This is a genomic window from Mesorhizobium quangtriensis (genome assembly GCF_040081925.1).
GTDB classification, from domain to species: Bacteria; Pseudomonadota; Alphaproteobacteria; order Rhizobiales; family Rhizobiaceae; genus Mesorhizobium_K; species Mesorhizobium_K quangtriensis.
Genome location: NZ_JBEBMF010000002.1, coordinates 1 through 18,121 on the forward strand (window position 1 = coordinate 1; position 18,121 = coordinate 18,121).

Here is an 18,121-nt window from a genome sequence, read left to right on the forward strand (position 1 = left end):
CGGACGCTCAGGCGTCGGGATGTAGGCGTCGACCTCGGCCATCAGCTTGCGGATCGCGTTCTCGCCGATCTCCTTGTCGCCGTCGTTCAGCGCAACAACAGCCGAACCCTTGACGATCGGAATGTCGTCGCCGGGGAATTCGTACTTCGACAGAAGCTCGCGAACCTCGAGCTCGACCAGCTCGAGCAGCTCGGCGTCGTCGACCAGATCGACCTTGTTCAGGAACACCACGATCGCCGGAACGCCAACCTGGCGGGCGAGCAGGATGTGCTCGCGCGTCTGCGGCATCGGGCCGTCGGCAGCCGAAACTACCAGGATCGCGCCGTCCATCTGCGCCGCACCCGTGATCATGTTCTTCACATAGTCGGCGTGGCCGGGGCAGTCGACGTGCGCATAGTGACGGTTCTCCGTCTCGTACTCGACGTGCGCCGTCGAAATCGTGATGCCGCGAGCCTTCTCCTCAGGCGCAGCGTCAATCTGGTCATACGCCTTGAACTCGCCAAAATACTTGGTGATCGCCGCCGTCAGCGACGTCTTGCCATGGTCAACGTGACCAATCGTGCCAACATTCACATGAGGCTTGGTGCGCTCAAATTTACCTTTTGCCATTTGACCTTTCCTACAAGCAGCAAGACGGGACGGGTTCGAATGCGGGGCGATTAGCGACAAAGGCCGGAAAACACAAGTGTGTTCTACCCGCCGCCCGCCCGCCTTACGACCGATCCCGTTCCCACGGATGGAGTGTGACTGACATATAGGTGGCGAAGGCTGGGCCTCCAACCGAAGCCGCGCCCAGATACTCGTTCCGCCGCCGCCCGGCGCTTGAGGCGGCCAGTTCAGACCGGCGGAACGATGGCGTTGACGTTGAAGGCGAGGATGCGGGGTTCGGACACATATCCTTTGTAGGTGCCCGCCGTGAGGTCGAGCACATCGCCGCTCTCATAGAGTTCGACCACACCCTGCAATGCGAACCCGATCGGCTGGGACCAGTCAGCCAGCCGATAATGCACTCGGTCGACGTACTGCAGTGTGCCGCGCACCTTGATGGAGCAAGACATAGCCTGGTCATCGCTGTCCGAATTGCCGATGCCCAGCCGCGCGTGTACGACGTAACGCCCTGCAGGCAGCGGCAGCGAAAGGAGAATGTTGTCGTTAAAGCCGTTGAAGCCGAACATAGTGCCCGGTCCGGTTTCCGCATGGTAGGCAATCAGCTCTTCCATTGCCATCTGTCCTCGTCCGTTGGCGGATGCCGCGCAATCTAGGACAGACTGACGTTGCGTCACATAACGCGATCACGCCGTCGGCCAAGCCATCTTGGCCTGGCGCGCCATCCAGCTATTGTGACGGCCGTGCTGATCGCGACTTTCAACATCAACAACGTGAACAACCGCCTCGCCAATCTTGTTGAATGGCTGGCGGAGCGGAAGCCGGATGTCGTCTGCCTGCAGGAGTTGAAGGCCGACCAGCGAAGCTTTCCGAAGGATGCACTGTCCGGCGCTGGATATGGCGCCGTCTGGCAGGGACAGAAGAGCTGGAACGGCGTCGCCATCCTGGCGCGGGGTGCAGAGCCCATCCTGACGCGCACCGCCCTTCCCGGCGATGCGTCCGATAATCAGGCGCGCTACATCGAGGCCGCCGTCAACGGCGTGCTCGTCGCCTCGATCTACGCACCGAACGGCAATCCGCAGCCGGGCCCCAAATTCGACTACAAGCTCGCCTGGTTGGATCGGCTGCGCCTCCACGCAAACGCGCTGCGCAAGACGGGCGCGCCGGTCGTGCTGGCAGGCGACTACAACGTCGTGCCGACAGACCTCGACATCTATCCCAGCAAATCCTACGCCGACAATGCGCTCGTGCAGCCGGAAAGCCGCGCCGCCTTCAAGCGGATCGTCGGCCGTTCATGGACCGACGCGCTGCGCGCCGTCCATCAAGGCGACCGAATGTATACATTCTGGGATTACAAACGGCAGCGTTGGGAACGCGACGCGGGCCTGCGCCTCGACCATTTCCTGCTCTCGCCTTCCATTGCCGAAAGGCTCGTCGATGCAGGGGTGGACAAGGACGTCCGTGCCCGTCCCGGAGCCTCGGATCACGCACCTGCCTGGATCAGGCTGGGCTGATACCGGAGTCAGAAACAAACTGAAGCAAACGCGCGGGAAGCGGTCCTCGATAGGAACCGATCGGGCGGCGGGCATGCGTGTCCGGGCGAGTAGCCGAGTAGAATAGTTGAAATACGAATCCGAATATCCAGATTGGCCAACTGACTTGCTCTTGTGCTAGACTGACGTGGGGCTCCCGAGAATACATCTCGGGACTTTTGGGGTGGGGACTACAATGTGGTCTTTCCGCAGCATAATTGCTGCTCCGCGAAGGATGCGCGAAGCTTCGGTATTTCCTCGTGCTCTCGAAAGGCCGGTAAACGGGCCAAGCCTCAAGCGATGACCCAAGGTATTGTCCCTGAACCATATTGTTCGGCCGAGGACCTGGAGCCTGAATTCCGAGTCGTTGTTCGGGGAGGAAATAGGCGTGGCGTCCGGATGGAACATCGCTTTTGGGAGACGCTGAAGGGATTGGCCGAAAGCCGCAAGTTAACTCTTGGCCAGGCCGTCGAAGAAATTTCGCGATTGCATCCGGAGTCCCACAATCTCACGTCGGCGATTCGGGTGGCCTGCGTGCGTTGGCTGTCGGACGAAAACACGGTGCTTCGCCAACTCGCATCATTGAAAGCGCTCAGCTCGGTGCTGGAAGCTTGCCCGTCACCGGCCCTGGCTCTGAACTCGTCAAAAGTCATCCTAACCTTCAACCGGGCGTTCCATCAGTTCGTTCGGCGCAATCTGCTTGGCGCAAAAGAGACCGGTTTCCCGGATCAACTGAAGATTGGCCTCGATATCAGCGTCGATGAGATACGATCGCGCATAGCCCGCAACGACGAGCCGATTCTGACCGGCTTTGTCGTTGCCGCTGCAGACCGAGTCCATCGCGCTCAACTGAGCATGGTGAAGGCACCCGCCAGCGACCGTGGACTGCTTCTGGCTTTCGTCTCCTCTGGCTAGAGTGCTCGGAACGACAGCCACTTCGAAAGACATGCGTCAAAAGCGCTGCCGTTAGACTATTGTTAACGCGAAGCGCGCAAATTGCAGCAATGCGGATTGCGCCTGTTTTTTTAACAGCATTTCCTCTCTCGCTCCTTGCCGTCATGGCCACGGAAAGAAGTGCGTTGCTCTCGCTGGGCGCGTTTCCCGCCAATGACATGACCTGGATGTTGTGGTTGAATCTCCATGCGGGCGTTGGCCGGTCGTGGCAGGCCCTCGAAGCGGTGATCGGTGGCGCCGCGTCTACCCATCTGATTGGGATCGTCCTTGTTGCGCTCGTCGTCGCAGCGACCGCGAAGTCGCGGAGTTGGCCATCCTACATGTTCTTGACAAACCACGCGGCATTTATCCTGGCCGTGGTCTTCTGTCTGATCGGGAACCAGTCCAAAGTCTCTAGTCTGGGCGCCGGCTTTCTCTCTTCGGGCCATTGGGCCCTGGTATGGGTGACGGAGATCTCCGCGTTTCAATTTTTCATTCTACTGGCGGGACTCATGAGTTGCTTGGCTTGCCACGTGGCGGTGCTGCGACATTTGAAACGTCGCGATGCGCTGGTGGCGACGCGAGTTAAGTGCCCCCAGAAAAATCCCTAGGACACGGTAAAGGCGCTACGAAATACGCCTTCACGTAGCCGCTGATCTGAACGCCCGGTAGTGGAAAGTAGTTGACCGGGCACCATTGCCGCTTTGACGACTGACCGGCCGGTATGCATGGACCGGTGAGCTGAATGACGCTCTCGTGATCGGGCGCGATGGCGCCAACCGCCTTCGCCTTGTGCGTCTCCTCTGCACGTATATAAAGCACGTCCCAGAAGTCGACGTTGACGACGCGTAGGCAACGCGGCTCCGCCATTGTTTCAGACGTAGCAATGAACAAGATCGCGGCGACGGCAAATGCCGTAGGCTTTGAACAGAAGAGCCTACTGCACCTTGCGATAATAGACCTTGCCGTCTTGCGACTGTATCCTCTCATAAGCTGTCTTCCTCCCAGCCGGCTTTGAGCCTGAATCGCGTCTTGATGTGGATGCGACTTCTCCTGCGTAGAGTTCCTCTTGGACTATCGCAGAATCCAAAGGTTCAGATTCAGGAACCGTGACCAGAACATCGACATCGGCGCTGTTTGCGGCTTCATCCACTGCTGACGGAGTTGGTACGGGCGCTGCCTGATCGTGATGAAGGTCGGCGAGATGCCCGCGGACATCGCCCTGGAGGTTCTCCAGCCTACTCTGAATTCCATTGTTCATCATATCCAGCCGACCAACGACACGATCCTCGAAAGCCTTTAGTTCCCCAAGCCGCGTCTCGATTGCGATAAGATCGCGCATCGAACGATAGCTGTAGATTGCTGCCGATATGTTCAGAAAAGTCAGCATCGCCGCTGCGATCGCCAGCACGAGCGCCGGCGTGAACAGCAAATCCTTCGGAAAGGCCAGGCGAGGTTCTGCGGCCTTCTGGTCTGGTTTGTTCAGGATTTCGGTCATTCCACCACCACCTTCGCGCCGATTTCGACACGCTTGTAGAGGTCCACGATGTCGGTGTTGGTCAACCGGAAACATCCCGATGTCCCGTCGAAGCCGACGCCCATCGGATCGTTCGTTCCATGGATACGATAGAGCGTGTCTGATCCGTTGCGATGAAGGTAGATGGCCCGCGCTCCAAGAGGATTGTAGGGGCCGGACGGAACCATCGCGGGCAACTCGGGCTGCCGAATCCGCATTTCGGCGGGTGGACGCCATTCTGGCCATTCCTGCTTGGCTCCAATTCTTACCTCGCCGGTCCAATTGAAGCCTTCCCGTCCCACGCTGATCCGATAGCGCAGCGCCTGTCCCCGGGCCGTCACGAGATAGAGGCTCTTGGTGTCCTTTCGGATGATCACCGTTCCCGCGACTTCGACACTGTCGAACTTGACTGTTTCACGGAGTGAGGGGCCCATGGCCGGCAGCTTCGGGCGTGACTTTGCGGCCACGAAGGTAGGCTGCGCCTCCAGGGCGAAAACGGGCGTCGCCGTTGTCAGCAGCGTGGCAAGCGCGACAATCGCGCAAGCGCCATTTGCGTCAGGACGCATCTATGCGGTCCTCGAATACGACCTTCAGGTCGCGGTTGAACCTGGCACGCCGGTCGATCTCGTCCGGCAGCATCGCCCTGTTGAGGCAATCCGACATCAAATCAGGATCGAACGACACCGACTTGATGTGCTTGGCGGTAAAGATCTTTTCGAGTTCGCTGCCCGAGAAGTGGTTCCCGAACAGCTTTCGCTTGTGCTTGTTTGCAATCAGCGTGACGCTGCTGGAATTGCCCTTCAATTCGCGTATGCGCGTGTAGAGCTTCTTGGCCTGGCGAAGCGACGCCACGTTCAGTTCGAAGACGATGAATATCTCGTCGCTGGTCGAAAGCACCGAGTCATGCCAGGGCGTTTCGAGATTGGGCAGGTCGACGACGACATTTTCGAAGCGGTAGGCGATCAGGTCGAGCAGTTTCAGCACGAATTCCCGACCGGTCGATTCGAACGGCAGGGCCGGCCGCTCGAAGGAATAGATTGTGAAGCCGGGGTCGCGCGTCAGCTTGATGACATCCATCAGTTCGACGTCGAGGCGGTCCGGCTGGCCGACAATGCTCTCGAGGTCGAAATGATTGAACAGGTTGAGGTATCCGCCGCAGTTGGCGCTCTGGAAGTCGAGGTCGACCAGGCATGTCGAGGCGGCATGCTGCGGCGACTTGTCGGCCAGATGCTTGGCGGCGGATAGCGCGAGCGTGGTCGCACCGGCGCCACCGCTTGCCGCGATGAAGGTGACCACCCGGCTTCTCGAAGCATGGCTCCCGCTGTCATGGTAGGTCACCGCGTTCAGCAGGTCCTTGCCATCCAGCGGCTTGCGCAGCCAGTCGGAAGCATTGATGCGCACCAGATTGCGCATGCGCTCCGGCGCGAGTTCGGCAGATACGGCGATGAGCGGAACCGTCGACCAACTGGAGCGTGCGGCCGAAACCGCGGGTTCAAGAAGGATTTCCCCGTCGCCGACGTCGAAGATGATCACCGAAGGTTTGGCGTCGGAAGAGGCCCCCTGCAGGAAGGAAGCAGCATCGGCGACCTGCACGTCGTAGATCGCAAGCGATTCCAGCCTGGTTGCGACCTCACGACGAAACTGTGGATCCGACGAATAGAGCGCGATGCGCTTGCGCCGAGTTGGGAGGACCTTTTGGCTGATAGCGTTCATGGCGCGGTGCTACTCATGTCTTCGCCCGTCACTGTGCTCAGCATCGAGGGCATGGTGATATCGTCGAACCCGAGCAGGCCGCTCAGGAAGAAGAACTGGAAATTCACGTCTTGCAGGCTGACGGTGATGGTGGGAATCGAGCCGCTGGGACGTGTCTGGTAGCCAAGCCCGGTGGCGGTGTAGCGGACCACGACGTTTTCCGGTTCAAGCCGGGGAAAGAAGTCGCACATGCCGGGGCGGCTGCCGGCCACGGGCCCGCAGGCGCCGTCGTCGCCGAAAAAGATGCGGCTGAAGTTGGCCGCTACCCAAGCTCCGTTGGCGCAGCTTGCTCCGGTGCAGACGCAGGCTGATGTCGCTCCGTTGCAGACGTAGTCATAGGAGCCGGCCGGTACCGCTGCACCCGGACTCGTAGCCGGTCCGGCCTGTGAGACTGCCGGAACGATCGGGTCGGAGATCGATGCCATCCTCGCTCCGGCCTGAACCGCCTTGGTCGCCGCGTTCCACTGGTAGTAGGCGTTGCCGAAATCCACGAACCCCAGCGTCAGCGTCAAAAGCAGCACGATCGCGATGGTCATCTCGACCATGACGGCGCCCTGTTCATCGCGTCTGAAGCTCGAGAACGATTTCATGTCAGTAGCCGATGAAACGTTCTTCGTGAGCGGCGTTCAACGTGATGCTCCCAATCCCGATGGCGGCCAGCAGCCCCACCGGCACGTAAGGAACCGAGGCTGTCGCCCTGACCGTAGTGACCTGCGCTGTGGTTCCCCGGTAGTCCTGCAAGCCGGTGATTGCGTCCACGTTGTTGGCAGTCGTGTAGGTCGTGATTGAAACGTCAGCGCTATCCCAACCGGAAACGCGCTCGGTTGTCCCTGCGACGGAGCCGAAAGCTGCGATCGCGCGGGCATTCGCAAGGCAATTGACACCCGTGACCGCATCGGTGCAACGCGCGGCATAGCGTGCGGCGTCGCGAAGTCCCGCTTCGATCATCAGCTTCTGGTGAATGAGGTTGCCGAACTCGAATACCCCAGCCGACAGGGCGATCATCAACGGTGTGATGAGGGTCATTTCGACCAACACGGAACCTTTTTCATCACTTCGGAAACGTTCGACCCAGGCCATCTTGTCACCTGACCAGTTGAACATCGTCGCGCAGGAACTTCGCCAAAGTTCCCTGTCCGCCGGTGGTGATGTCGATCAATTCGACAAAGACGGACGCGTCATCAGCGGCGGAAGGCACCGGCTCCGCGAGGAAAAAGCTCGCAAAGGCCTCGACCGGCAAATCCTCGCTTTTGCCGGAAAGATTGTGGCCGAGCGCAGTCAGCGACTGGCAATTCAGGATGGCCCCGTACAGGATCCTGCGGTCGACCGTGGTGACCGGCGGCTGGCAATCGGGATCGGGCGTTCCAGATTCTCCGCCGGGCGATGTCGTTCCGACCATGCCGTGGTCGATTTCATAGCGGTAAAGTTCATAGCGGCTCGGCGGGTCGGTGGTCCAACTTGTCGGATAACTGGTCCCGACGCCAAAGTTCGTGTTCCAGTAATTCGTGATACTCCAGGCGCCGCTGCCCATCCGACCGCCCATGTAGGGCCAGCTCGTGTCACGCGGAAAGCCGGCCGTGCCTGCCAGGTTGAACGTGATCTGATTGAAGGCAGGGCATTGATTGGCTGAGCCCTTCGTCTGGATCGCGCCCTTGCGCACGTTTGCCGCCGGGCCGTAGAGCGGTGAGTTGAAGTGGTTTCCATTCGCCTTGATGCCGAAGCGCACGTTGAAGGCGTCCTGAACCGGGCCTGCGTTCTGGCCTGTTTTGGTTGTAACGGAGTTGCCGCCGTAGCAACCGACAGGCTGGGAGGTCGCGATCGTCTGCGCCAGGGCCTGAGCGCCGTTGCCGACACCCTGCGGAGGCTCGAGGAAACCGAAGTTGCCGGGACCGGCGGCGGCGCCGTTGCCGACCTTGCGCAACTCGATCAGCCTCCGGCGGTATTGGCGGGATGCCGCTGCCTCCTGCAAGGTGATGCCGCCGGCATTGTTCGTACCCCCGACCATTTCGTAGGGATTGCAAATGAACACCGGCGTGAAGTCGCACACGGCGCTTCCGAATCCGGCAACCGCGGTGGCCCCGATATTCATTGCGTTGTCCGCGGCGTCGCCGGAGAGGAAAGACGCGGGAAAGATCGTCGCGAAGCCGGTCGGACTGACGTTGACGAGAATGAACTTCGTCTCGTCAGGTCCGGCCGAATTGTGATCGATCCCATTCGCGTCAACCCCGGTCGTGGGGTTCAAGACGGTCGCGTCACTTGCGGGAATGCTCTTGAGAAAGCGCCAGGAGATCCCTGCCGAGGTCAAAAGTGTCTGCGCGTTAGAGGTGGAAAAGTTGTGAGTGTTGTCGACCAGATTTCCCAGCGCCCGAATAGCGCGGCTGTGGGCATCAGTCTTCCCATCCAGCTCCGCCGCCCCGGCAATCGCAAAACTGTCCGCACCCTTCTGCAGGTCGTTGTGCAGATTGTTAGCGCGGCTCATGTCGATCGCCAGCAACGCGAAGCCGACGATCGCCGGCAGCATGATGCTGACGAGGATGAGCGCTATGCCGCGCTCGTCTCGCCAGAATGCCTTGACCACCCGTAGCATGACCTTCACCCACTATTGCCGGGAGCCCCCTCCCGGTCGTCGGTCGGCCCTCAGTTCGAGCCGATACTATTGATGTCCCCGACGTTGACCGTAATGTTCGGCGCAGGCGCTCCCGGCGCCGCCGATTTTCTGTATTTCCAGACCACCGCGTCGCTTGCGCGCTGGCCATCCGTGTCGATTTCCGTGTTGTCCGAAGCCGGATTGAAAGAATCCTTCGTCTGCAGCAGGGCGTTGTGTTTCTGCGCGTCGCCGGCCGCCAGCGTCACCGTGTCGTAGCGGTTCAAATAGTCGGCGCAGCCGGAAAGCAGGCCGATGCCGATGATCAGCGGAAGCGCGCTATTTCTTGACATAGGTCATCTGATCCTTCGACCTGACGTCGAGCATGTGCCCGTAGGGACCGACCACGTCTGCGCCCTGCTCATAGGAGCGCACCATGTCCTTGGTCACTTCCAGTTCGCCGAGCAGGAAATATTCCGGGTCGTTGGAAGGCCGCGTCTTGTCCAGCGGCGTCGCAAGCTGCTCGCCCGGCCTGACGGGCCGCACCAGACGCGGCGTCACGATGATGACGAGGTCCGTCTCGTTCTTGATGTAGCTCGACGAGCGGAACAGCGCGCCGAGCACCGGCACCTGTCCGAGCCACGGAACCTGGCTCTGCAGCTTGCGGTTATGCGATTGCAGCAGGCCCGCAATGGCGAAGCTCTGGCCGTCGCGGAGCTCCACCACGGTCGAGGCCTTGCGCGTGACGAAGGCCGGGATCTCGATACGGTCTGTCCGCACGGTGACTGTCGGGTCGACCTCGCTCACTTCCGGATTGAGGCGGAGGTTGATCTTGCTGTCTTCGAGCACGATCGGCGTGAAGTTCAGCTTCACGCCATACTCCTTGAACTCGATGGTAATCTCGTCATTATCCTGGGCGACCGGAATGGGCACCTCGCCGCCGGCCAGAAAGCTGGCCGTTTCGCCCGAGAGCGCGGTCAGGTTCGGCTCGGCCAGCCGGCGCGCCAGCCGCTTGTCCTCGAGGGCCCTGATGATGACATCGACGTTGACGCCGGCATCGATCACATTGGCGATGACCGTGGCAAACGGTGTATTGCCCGTTGCAAGGGCGCCGATGGCGTTGCCGACGAGTCCCTTGACCGATTGCCCGCCAAGGTCGTTCGGAAGGACGCTGTTCGCGATATTGTCTCCCTTCTTGCCGACTTGCCAGGCCACGCCAATCTCGCGTCCGGCATTGCGCGACACTTCCAGCACGCGCACTTCGAGGTTCACCTGCTGGCTGTCCTCGACCGTCACCGAGTTGATGACCGAGTCCGGCCCGTATTGCTGCGCGACCTCCATGATGGCAGCCAAAGTGGCGCCATCCTTGACGCGACCGCCGAGGCGCACCTTGCCGTTCACCGAGCCGACCGTCACCTTGGATTTCGGCGCGACCTGCCGGATCGCCTGGGCCATGTCGTCTATGTCGACGCCGACCTCGATTTCCAGCACGCCCAGCGATCGCCTGTCTTCGGAGAAGAGCGCCACGGTCGTCGTGCCGGCACCCTTGCCGATGACATAGAGCACACGGTCGGTCATCGGCTGCGCGTCGGCGATCTTGGCGTCGGCCACAACCATGTCGCCCATGTTGCGGTTCAGTTCCACGGTCACCGACTGCGACATCGGAAGGAAGATGCGGTGGACCTTCGCCGTGGAGACATCGATCCGGCGGTCGGCTCCCTCAGCGCCCGTCGCCAGCGCCAGCAACGCCAGTGCACCTGCGGCCAAAGCCGCCCCAAGCCCGGAAACCGATCTGCCTCGCCCGCCCGTCTCCATTCCATGCACCTCGCCGCTTTCCTCTAAGTCCCTCTATCTGGTTCGCGGGACGTCGTAGACTTCCCGCTCGACACCCCTGTAGACGGTGACGCTCGAGCGCACCGGCGGTGGCGGGGTGATCGCCGCCACCGGCTCCGCGACCGCAACCGGCTCGACGCGTTCGACGACCGTCGCGCCCTGTGCAACCAGATCGGCGGTCGTCACGCGGTCGGTGTTTTCGCTCCCGGGCGCGGCAATCTCGCGCAGCGCCAGCGACAACTGCCCGATGCCCGCGGCCAGGGTCAGCTTCTGGGCGTCCTTCGTGGATACCTCCAGCGTCACCGCCTTGACGACAGTCGGGTTTTCCTTGCTCTCGTCGGCTACCTGGTCGATCGCCAGCACTTTCACGCCCTGCAACAGCACGTCGACGAAGGCCTCTTCGCCGCCCTCGACGTTGCGGATGTTGCGCGAAAGGAGAATGTCGACGCGGTCACCCGGCAGCACGAAGCCGGCGACGCCGAGCACGTCGTTGACGCGGATGGATATGGCCTTCATGCCTTCGGTCAGCACGGCCGAAAGCGTCGCGCGCTGGCCGGGACCGGTGATCTTGGAGGTCAGCACGGGTTCGTTGATCCCGATCGGAGTCAGCACCTGGCGCTGCCCGTCGCCGGCGAGCGCCTCGGCGCGCGTCTTGAAGGCGCCGGTCGGCAATGCGCCGGACGGCCAGGCGATCTCGCGCAGATTGTCCGTGGTCAGCGTGTCGCCGAACTTCAGCGGGACGCGGGCGACCACGATGGTGTCGCGCGGCTCATCCGGCGCGGCGGCCGCCACGGCGCCTCGCTGGTCGGCGAGCCACATATTGGCGAGCACAACGGCCGCAACGCCGAAGACGGCGGCCAGCAGGATCATTACGATGGTGTTGCCACGCATCCCAAGCCCCCGGGATGGTTTCCGTTCCAGGTTCCGTCGAGCCCGGGTCAGTCCCGGGCTCGACGTGATTAGTTGATGCGATCAGGTGCCGGAGCCGCTGCCGGAGCCGCCGCCTGTGCCGCCGGCTGGGACAGTTTGCAATTGAGTATTCAGGTTACCCCACTGGCCCGAGACCCATCCGCCCACGGCAATAATGGTCACGATCACCGCAGCGGTGATGATGCCGAGCAGAACCGTGTATTCGATCATGGCGGCGCCGTCTTCTTCGCGACGGAACCGGTTTGCGAATTCAATAATCTTACGCATTCCCACTTCCCCTTTACCCCAAAACAAGACGAGGTAATTCTCGTCAGACACAATCGTGTGCAACCTGACGTGGCAAGTCAACGTCTTAACGATTGCTTAAACATTTCGTGCTGATGGAACGGCGCGCCTCAGGTGTCGACCGGCTCGGTCAAGCCACTGAAAATATTTCTCAATTCGACGCCTTAACCAAAATGCCACAACCCGTTGATGAAATGAGTTGAGTAAAGTAGTCATCTTTCGAACTACACATAACATCATATATCTTTGCTTTCGAAATGCATTTTTCGTCCGAGTAAGCGACCGTTCTACAAACAGTTTTTGCAACATGTGCGGTCCCGAACTGTTGGCTGGTAGAGCATTGTCGTCTCAATTGTTTCAGACTTGAAGCTTTTCAACTTCCCACAACCGGTATTAACTTTACGGTTAACCAACAGTTGCACGGCGGCGCAAAATGCGTGAGGCTGATCTGGGCTGGGCGCAATGGGTGGGCTGCGCATATGTTTGGAAGATTCACCAATAGCCAGGTGGACGTGCGGATAGAACCGCAGGTTGAGGCGGAGCCCGTTCCGCGGATCACGCACATCGCGTCGCAGGAGATGCCGGCCGATCCAATGCTCCACCTCAAGGTTGAGCTTCACAGCCACCTGATCGACCGTTTCAACCTCGCCGTCCTCGAAACCGCAACCCGCGACCAGATCCTCAACGATATCCGGCCGATCGTGCGCGACTTCGTCCGGACGGCCGCCGTAGCGATCAACGCGCGCGAACTCGACCAGCTTACCCTCGACACCGCTGACGAGATGCTCGGCCTCGGGCCGATCGAGCCGCTGCTCAAGGACGACTCCATCGCCGACATCCTGATCAACACGCACCGGCGGGTCTTCATCGAGCGGCGGGGCGTGCTCGAGGAGACCGGCATCCGCTTCCGCGACGAGGCGCATCTGCTGCGCGTCGTCAACAAGATCGTCGCGGCTGTCGGACGCCGCGTCGACGAATCCATGCCGATGGTCGATGCGCGCCTCGCCGACGGGTCGCGCGTCAACGTCGCGGTGCGCCCGATCTCGATCGACGGGCCACTGGTTTCCATCCGCAAATTCTCGCGCAGGCCCTACTCGCTGGAGCGGCTGGTCGAGTTCAACTCGATCCGCCCGCCGATGATCGAGTTGCTGCGGATTGCCGTGCAGGCGAAGAAGTCGATCCTGGTTTCGGGCGGCACCGGCAGCGGCAAGACGACGCTGCTCAACGCACTCTCGAACTACATCTCCCCCAGGGAGCGGCTGATTACCATCGAGGACGCGGCCGAACTGCAACTGCAACAGCCGCATGTCGGACGCCTGGAGACCCGCCCGCCCAACGTCGAAGGCAAGGGCGAGGTGCGCCAGCGCGAGCTGGTCAAGAACGCGCTGCGCATGCGGCCCGACCGCATCATCGTCGGCGAGGTGCGCGGCGAGGAAGCCTTCGACATGCTGCAGGCCATGAACACCGGTCACGAAGGCTCCATGACCACCATCCACGCCAACACACCGCGCGATGCGCTCGGCCGCATGGAGCAAATGGTGGGCATGGCCGGCACGGCTATGACGCAGGAGTCCATTCGCGGCCAGATCGCATCTGCGATCGACATAATCGTCCAGACGCAGCGTCTCTCCGACGGCGGCCGCCGCGTCGTCTCGATATCCGAACTGACCGGCATGGAAGGCCACGTGGTTCAGTTGCAGGAGATCTACCATTTCATCCGTCGCGACGTAGCGACGGATGGCACGATCATCGGCGAGTTCCGGGCCACAGGCGTGCGCCCGCGCTTCGCGCAGGAGGCGGCGACGCTCGGGCTGCACTTCGCAAAGGACGCCTTCAACCCTCAGGTCGTGCTGTGATGCCCTCCGGCCAGGTGCTCTTCTATCTCGTCCTGGCGTTGGCCGCGGCGTCGGCCATCATGGCAATCGAAGCCGTCTATGTCGCCTATGCCGGCCGGCGCGAAAGATCCGGAACGATCAATCGCCGGCTCCGGCAGCTTGCCGACCAGACGCCGGCCGAGCAGACGCTGCAAAACCTGCTGCGCGAGCGCGGCCTGACCGCCGACGGCGACTTTGCCTACGGCATCGTCTGGTTGAACCAGCTCTACACCCAGTCGGGCATCACCGGCAGCCCACTTGCGTTCGGGCTGGTTTTCCTCACCGCAGGCGCTCTCGTCGCTGTGGCGATGCGGGTGGTGTTCACGTTCTCGCTGGTGGCCGTCCTGCTGGTGTTTCTTTTCGTCGCCGTGTGCCTGCCGCTGCTCTGGCTCCGGCGAAAGCGCAAAAAACGCATCCTGAAGTTCGAGGCGCAGCTACCCGATGCGCTCGACATGATCGTTCGCTCGCTGCGCGCCGGCCATCCTGCCACCGTCGCCGTCGCCTTGGTGGCGCGCGAGATGCCCGACCCGATCGGGACCGAGTTCGGCATCCTGTCGGACGAGATCACCTTCGGCCTCAGCCTCGAGCAGGCGGCGCGCAAGCTGACGGAGCGCGTCGGCTTCGAGGGCCTCAACCTGCTTTCGGTGTCTCTGTCCATCCAGGCCAAGACCGGCGGCAATCTGACCGAGATCCTCGCCAATCTGTCCCGCGTGCTGCGCGAGCGTCGCAAGCTGAGGATGAAGATCCGTTCGCTATCGGCGGAGGGCCGCCTGTCGGCGATCATGATCTCGGCTTTCCCGTTCGTCATGTTCGGCATCCTCGCGCTGATCGCGCCGTCCTACTACGGCGACGTCTGGGGCAATCCCATAATCCTGCCGGTCTTCACGATGTTCGGCCTGTGGATGCTGCTCGGCGACTTCATCATGTACCGCATGGTCAATTTCGATTTTTGAGGTGATCCCGATCAACGCACTCTTCTCAAATCTGGGCTCCGGCTTCCTCTTCTCGGCGGCAGTCTTCAGCGCAACCGCGCTGATGTTCCTTGCCGTCGTGGCGGTTCTCATGCCGGTGTTCCAGACCAGGCGCCAGATTAGCGAGCAACTTCATGCCCAGGGCCTGAAGGGCCGCCGCTCGCTGGAAGCGCAGTCGGAACTGACAAGGATCGCCGCGCGGCGACCGGTCGAAGCCTATTTCAAGGCGGTCGAGAAGGAATCCCGCAATCCGGACGCGCTGGAGGCGAAGCTGTTCCGCGCCGGCTTCCATCACAGGAGCGCGCCGGCGCTCTACAACCTGATCAGGATTGCCGCCGTCGCTGTCGGTTTCCTGGGTTGCTACCTCTTGCTGTCGCGGCTGCTGCCGCCGCAACTGCCGGCCTTCCTGGCATTTGGCGGCGCATTCCTGTTCGGGCTTGCCTGTATCGTCATCCCCAGCATCGCGCTCGATCGGTTCGAGAACGCGGTGAAGCAGAAATACCGTCGGGGCTTTCCCGATTTCATGGACATGATGCTGACCTGCGCTGATGCGGGAATGAGCCTGGAAGCGTCGGTGGAGCGGGTGAGCAACGAGCTTGCCGGCACGCACAAGGAACTGGGAATTCAGCTCTCGATCATGACGTTGCAGATGCGCGCCGGGAAGCCGCTGCGCGACGCGCTGCGCGAACTCGCAGACCGTGTCGGCATCGACGAGGCGCGATCACTGGCGGTCCTGTTTCGCCAGTCGGAGGAACTTGGAACGAGCCTGACCGACGCGCTTCGGGTCTATTCCGACGAGATGCGCACGCAGCGCGTGCTGCGGGCCGAGGAAAAGGCGAACGCGCTGCCGGTCAAGATGGTGCTGCCGCTCGGACTCTGCGTTTTTCCGGTGGTGTTGATGATCGTGATGCTGCCCGTAATCATCCGCATGAAGGGTGTTTTCTTCTAGACAGTCACGACGGGGATGTGGCGCAATGAGGTGGGGAATGGGAAAAAGTCCCTGGAATGCCAGGTCGGGTCCGATGTGGCAGTGGCTACCAACGGTCCTCGCGGTTCTTGTCCTCGCCGGCTGCCAGTCGACGGCCGGGGATGACGGCATCATCCGAACAAACGAGCCGAGCCCATCAGAATTCACGGCGTTCGGCGACACCTTCAAGGGTCTTCAGACGATCGCACCTGTCGAGTATTACGCCTCGGATCAGGCCGTCGCGGAGGCCATGAACCAGTTCCGCTCCGAAAACTACGGCAATTCAGGCGCGTTGTTCTACAAGGCCGTTCAGTTGGCCCCCAATGATGGAGTCGCCTGGTTGGGTCTTGCCGCGTCCTGCGACCGCATCAGACGCTTCGACCTGTCCGACAAGGCCTATCGGCAGGCTCTGCGCTTTGTTGGCGCCACGCCAGAATATTACAACAACCTGGGCTATTCCTATCTGCTGCGCGGCAAGCTGCAGGACGCCCGCAAGAACTTCCTGAAGGCATACGAACTGGCGCCCAACGATCCGACCGTGAAGAATAACCTCGAGCTGCTCGCGTCGAGCGTCAATAGTATCGGGCGCTAGATGGTCGTCGCATTCCTGATCTGCGGCAAGCTCGCACTGATCGCGCTGCTCTGCCGGATAGCCATTATCGACTTCACCGAGCAGAAGATTCGCAACGCGGACTTGCTCGTCGTGCTGGCGCTCGCCGCGGCGATCCTGTTCGCAGCATGGCTGCATGGCGCCGATCCTGTTCATATCGGCATGACGCTTGCCGCCGCCCTGATCATGTTTGTGCTCCTTTTTCCATTCTGGGCGTTCGGGAAAGTGGGCGCTGGCGATGTGAAGTACCTTGCCATGGCGCCGTTGATCGCAAGCGGTGAGAACCTCTTCCACTTCGCAATCGCATTGCTGATTGCCGCGGCCATTACGGCGCTTGTCATCAGACATCCGATCCTTCTGCCTCAAGGCCTTTTTCGCCACTACATCCAGCATCTCGAACGAAAGCGCGTGGTGCCGTTCGGAGTGCCGATCTCGGCAGCCCTGATTGTGGTACTCGTGCTTCAGTTGATATCGATCGTAAGCGACATCGCACGCACCAGCCCGCATTAGCTCTACACAGGCTCCGTCAGCGCGTCTGAGTACGGCTCCCGGCTTTCAGTCTGTAAATCCGGGACGCGTAATCAAGTTGGTAGCCGGCACCGTTTGGAATTCGGCATTGGCGCGATCGACGCCTTCCACGGTGATCGCGTAAAGTCCGTTCTCGGTCTTTGCGATCCAGCCCTTGGCCTTCAGATACCAGAGATGGAACTCCAGATGTTCGCGCGGGCAGCCCGAAAGGGCTTCCAGTTCGGAGTCTCCGATGCCGGGGCTGTTCACGTCCCGCCGCCGTCTGACATAGAGCAGCGAAAGCAGTCTGTCCTGTAAAACAACGTCCCGTTCGATCGTTCCCGGCTTGCTGGCCTCAGCGACGGTCTCGCGGTGAAGTTCAACAAAGCTTCGGTAAAGGACATCATACTTCGCCCGCTTCACTGGGTCTTTCAGCGTATCGTGGGCTTCGACTATTTCATTGAAACGCTCGACGTCGCCAGTTTCCGGATTGTCCGGATGATAACGCTTGGCAAAATGACGGAATATGCGCTCGATCGTATCCGAGTTTGCGTTCGGACTGATTTCCAGAAGCTCGTATAAGTCCGCGAACATCTCCGGCTCGCCCCAATCGACCATGTACAATCATGGTTTTTGGGTCTTCCTGCAAGGTAGATAAACATCCGACCGAGCCAGATGATGCATTCTTGCACACCAAACCAGCTGAGATCAGATTACTTCCGAGCTTGACTCATCTTTCGTTGCGATGGTCGGGATGGTCGAGGCGCATCAGTTCGACTGCTCTGTCGAATGTACACTGCAACGCCAAGCTAACTTAAAGTCTCGGCAATTGGGTGAAATTCACAGAAGCCGGACCACGTAATTTCAGGTCGCTGCTGTAAAACTGCTGGAGCGGGTGAAGGGAATCGAACCCTCGTATTCAGCTTGGAAGGCTGCTGCTCTACCATTGAGCTACACCCGCACCGTGCCGTCCGGCGACCTGTCCCTTGTGGCACAGCCGCCGCCGAAAATCGAGCTTCTAAAGCAAGCGCGGTTTCGGGGCTATGCGTGGCTTCCGGTCCGGCAGTGGTGGAGAGGGTTGGATTCGAACCAACGTAGGCTGAGCCAACGGATTTACAGTCCGTCCCCTTTAACCACTCGGGCACCTCTCCGTACTGCCGCCGGAGCCATGCAACGAGGCATTCGGCTGATCTTCGGGACGGCCTTGCGGCACAGCCCTCG

At 60.9% G+C, this 18,121-nt stretch carries 21 protein-coding genes and 2 tRNA genes; 8 read left to right on the forward strand and 15 right to left on the reverse strand.

What is annotated here, in order from left to right; genetic code table 11:
• Both ABMA32_RS08575 and ABMA32_RS08580 read right to left on the reverse strand, forming a co-directional pair.
• The coding region (locus ABMA32_RS08575; protein WP_349013374.1) for a GTP-binding protein at window positions 1-609 on the reverse strand (609 nt) is incomplete at its 3' end.
• Window positions 610-836: 227 nt separating this feature from the next.
• Window positions 837-1,220 (reverse strand): hypothetical protein, encoded by a 384-nt coding sequence (locus tag ABMA32_RS08580; RefSeq protein WP_349013375.1) that lies wholly within the window; start codon window positions 1,218-1,220, stop codon window positions 837-839.
• A 129-nt stretch (window positions 1,221-1,349) separates the two neighbouring features.
• Between ABMA32_RS08580 and xth the strand changes: the two genes are divergently transcribed.
• The 3 genes from xth (at window position 1,350) to ABMA32_RS08595 (ending at window position 3,682) form a co-directional block, all read left to right on the forward strand.
• Window positions 1,350-2,120 (forward strand): exodeoxyribonuclease III, encoded by a 771-nt coding sequence (gene xth, locus ABMA32_RS08585; RefSeq protein ID WP_349013376.1) that lies wholly within the window; start codon window positions 1,350-1,352, stop codon window positions 2,118-2,120.
• A gap of 318 nt (window positions 2,121-2,438) precedes the next feature.
• Window positions 2,439-3,053: a ribbon-helix-helix domain-containing protein gene (locus tag ABMA32_RS08590; protein ID WP_349013377.1), complete on the forward strand. Its 615-nt coding sequence runs from the start codon at window positions 2,439-2,441 to the stop codon at window positions 3,051-3,053.
• Window positions 3,054-3,142: 89 nt separating this feature from the next.
• Complete coding sequence (locus ABMA32_RS08595) at window positions 3,143-3,682, forward strand: hypothetical protein (protein WP_349013378.1); 540 nt, start codon at window positions 3,143-3,145, stop codon at window positions 3,680-3,682.
• 326 nt (window positions 3,683-4,008) lie between these two features.
• On the opposite strand, the gene ABMA32_RS08600 is transcribed toward ABMA32_RS08595, so the two are convergent.
• From ABMA32_RS08600 to ABMA32_RS08645, 10 genes are all read right to left on the reverse strand, one after another.
• On the reverse strand, window positions 4,009-4,569 hold the full coding sequence (locus ABMA32_RS08600) for a hypothetical protein (protein WP_349013379.1): 561 nt from the start codon (window positions 4,567-4,569) through the stop codon (window positions 4,009-4,011).
• Window positions 4,566-5,153: a L,D-transpeptidase gene (locus ABMA32_RS08605; RefSeq protein ID WP_349013380.1), complete on the reverse strand. Its 588-nt coding sequence runs from the start codon at window positions 5,151-5,153 to the stop codon at window positions 4,566-4,568. The genes ABMA32_RS08600 and ABMA32_RS08605 overlap by 4 nt, the downstream gene beginning before the upstream one ends.
• Window positions 5,143-6,300 carry a CpaE/TadZ family protein gene (locus tag ABMA32_RS08610; RefSeq protein WP_349013381.1) on the reverse strand — a complete coding sequence of 386 codons (1,158 nt, stop codon included), beginning with the start codon at window positions 6,298-6,300 and terminating at the stop codon, window positions 5,143-5,145. The genes ABMA32_RS08605 and ABMA32_RS08610 overlap by 11 nt, the downstream gene beginning before the upstream one ends.
• Window positions 6,297-6,929: a TadE/TadG family type IV pilus assembly protein gene (locus ABMA32_RS08615; RefSeq protein ID WP_349013382.1), complete on the reverse strand. Its 633-nt coding sequence runs from the start codon at window positions 6,927-6,929 to the stop codon at window positions 6,297-6,299. The genes ABMA32_RS08610 and ABMA32_RS08615 overlap by 4 nt, the downstream gene beginning before the upstream one ends.
• Window position 6,930: 1 nt before the next feature.
• Complete coding sequence (locus ABMA32_RS08620; RefSeq protein ID WP_349013383.1) at window positions 6,931-7,419, reverse strand: TadE/TadG family type IV pilus assembly protein; 489 nt, start codon at window positions 7,417-7,419, stop codon at window positions 6,931-6,933.
• 4 nt (window positions 7,420-7,423) lie between these two features.
• Window positions 7,424-8,926, reverse strand: a complete 1,503-nt coding sequence (locus ABMA32_RS08625) for a TadE/TadG family type IV pilus assembly protein (RefSeq protein ID WP_349013384.1) — start codon at window positions 8,924-8,926, stop codon at window positions 7,424-7,426.
• Between the two features lie 50 nt (window positions 8,927-8,976).
• Window positions 8,977-9,276, reverse strand: coding sequence for a hypothetical protein (locus ABMA32_RS08630; protein WP_349013385.1), 300 nt, complete (start codon window positions 9,274-9,276; stop codon window positions 8,977-8,979).
• Complete coding sequence (locus ABMA32_RS08635) at window positions 9,263-10,690, reverse strand: type II and III secretion system protein family protein (RefSeq protein ID WP_349013386.1); 1,428 nt, start codon at window positions 10,688-10,690, stop codon at window positions 9,263-9,265. Before ABMA32_RS08635 ends, ABMA32_RS08630 begins: the two co-directional genes overlap by 14 nt.
• Window positions 10,691-10,771: 81 nt before the next feature.
• The gene (gene cpaB, locus ABMA32_RS08640) at window positions 10,772-11,647 is read right to left on the reverse strand and encodes a Flp pilus assembly protein CpaB (RefSeq protein ID WP_349013387.1); all 876 of its coding nucleotides are present in this window, start codon (window positions 11,645-11,647) and stop codon (window positions 10,772-10,774) included.
• A gap of 81 nt (window positions 11,648-11,728) precedes the next feature.
• Entirely contained in the window at window positions 11,729-11,953 is a 225-nt protein-coding gene (locus ABMA32_RS08645; protein ID WP_349013388.1) for a Flp family type IVb pilin, read from the reverse strand.
• A gap of 497 nt (window positions 11,954-12,450) precedes the next feature.
• On the opposite strand from ABMA32_RS08645, the gene ABMA32_RS08650 reads away from it, so the two are divergent.
• From ABMA32_RS08650 to ABMA32_RS08670, 5 genes are all read left to right on the forward strand, one after another.
• Window positions 12,451-13,827, forward strand: coding sequence for a TadA family conjugal transfer-associated ATPase (locus tag ABMA32_RS08650; RefSeq protein ID WP_349013389.1), 1,377 nt, complete (start codon window positions 12,451-12,453; stop codon window positions 13,825-13,827).
• Window positions 13,827-14,798 (forward strand): type II secretion system F family protein, encoded by a 972-nt coding sequence (locus tag ABMA32_RS08655; RefSeq protein WP_349013390.1) that lies wholly within the window; start codon window positions 13,827-13,829, stop codon window positions 14,796-14,798. The genes ABMA32_RS08650 and ABMA32_RS08655 overlap by 1 nt, the downstream gene beginning before the upstream one ends.
• 1 nt (window position 14,799) lies before the next feature.
• Window positions 14,800-15,765: a type II secretion system F family protein gene (locus ABMA32_RS08660; protein ID WP_349013391.1), complete on the forward strand. Its 966-nt coding sequence runs from the start codon at window positions 14,800-14,802 to the stop codon at window positions 15,763-15,765.
• Between the two features lie 73 nt (window positions 15,766-15,838).
• On the forward strand, window positions 15,839-16,375 hold the full coding sequence (locus tag ABMA32_RS08665) for a tetratricopeptide repeat protein (protein WP_349013392.1): 537 nt from the start codon (window positions 15,839-15,841) through the stop codon (window positions 16,373-16,375).
• Window positions 16,376-16,903 (forward strand): prepilin peptidase, encoded by a 528-nt coding sequence (locus ABMA32_RS08670; RefSeq protein ID WP_349013393.1) that lies wholly within the window; start codon window positions 16,376-16,378, stop codon window positions 16,901-16,903.
• Window positions 16,904-16,948: 45 nt separating this feature from the next.
• Here the strand turns inward: ABMA32_RS08670 and ABMA32_RS08675 are convergent, their stop codons facing one another.
• The 3 genes from ABMA32_RS08675 to ABMA32_RS08685 form a co-directional block, all read right to left on the reverse strand.
• Window positions 16,949-17,518 (reverse strand): J domain-containing protein, encoded by a 570-nt coding sequence (locus ABMA32_RS08675; protein WP_425475505.1) that lies wholly within the window; start codon window positions 17,516-17,518, stop codon window positions 16,949-16,951.
• A gap of 269 nt (window positions 17,519-17,787) precedes the next feature.
• Window positions 17,788-17,861: transfer RNA gene (locus ABMA32_RS08680), tRNA-Gly, on the reverse strand.
• 105 nt (window positions 17,862-17,966) lie between these two features.
• Window positions 17,967-18,051 (reverse strand) — tRNA-Tyr (locus ABMA32_RS08685).
• Window positions 18,052-18,121: the final 70 nt, after the last annotated feature.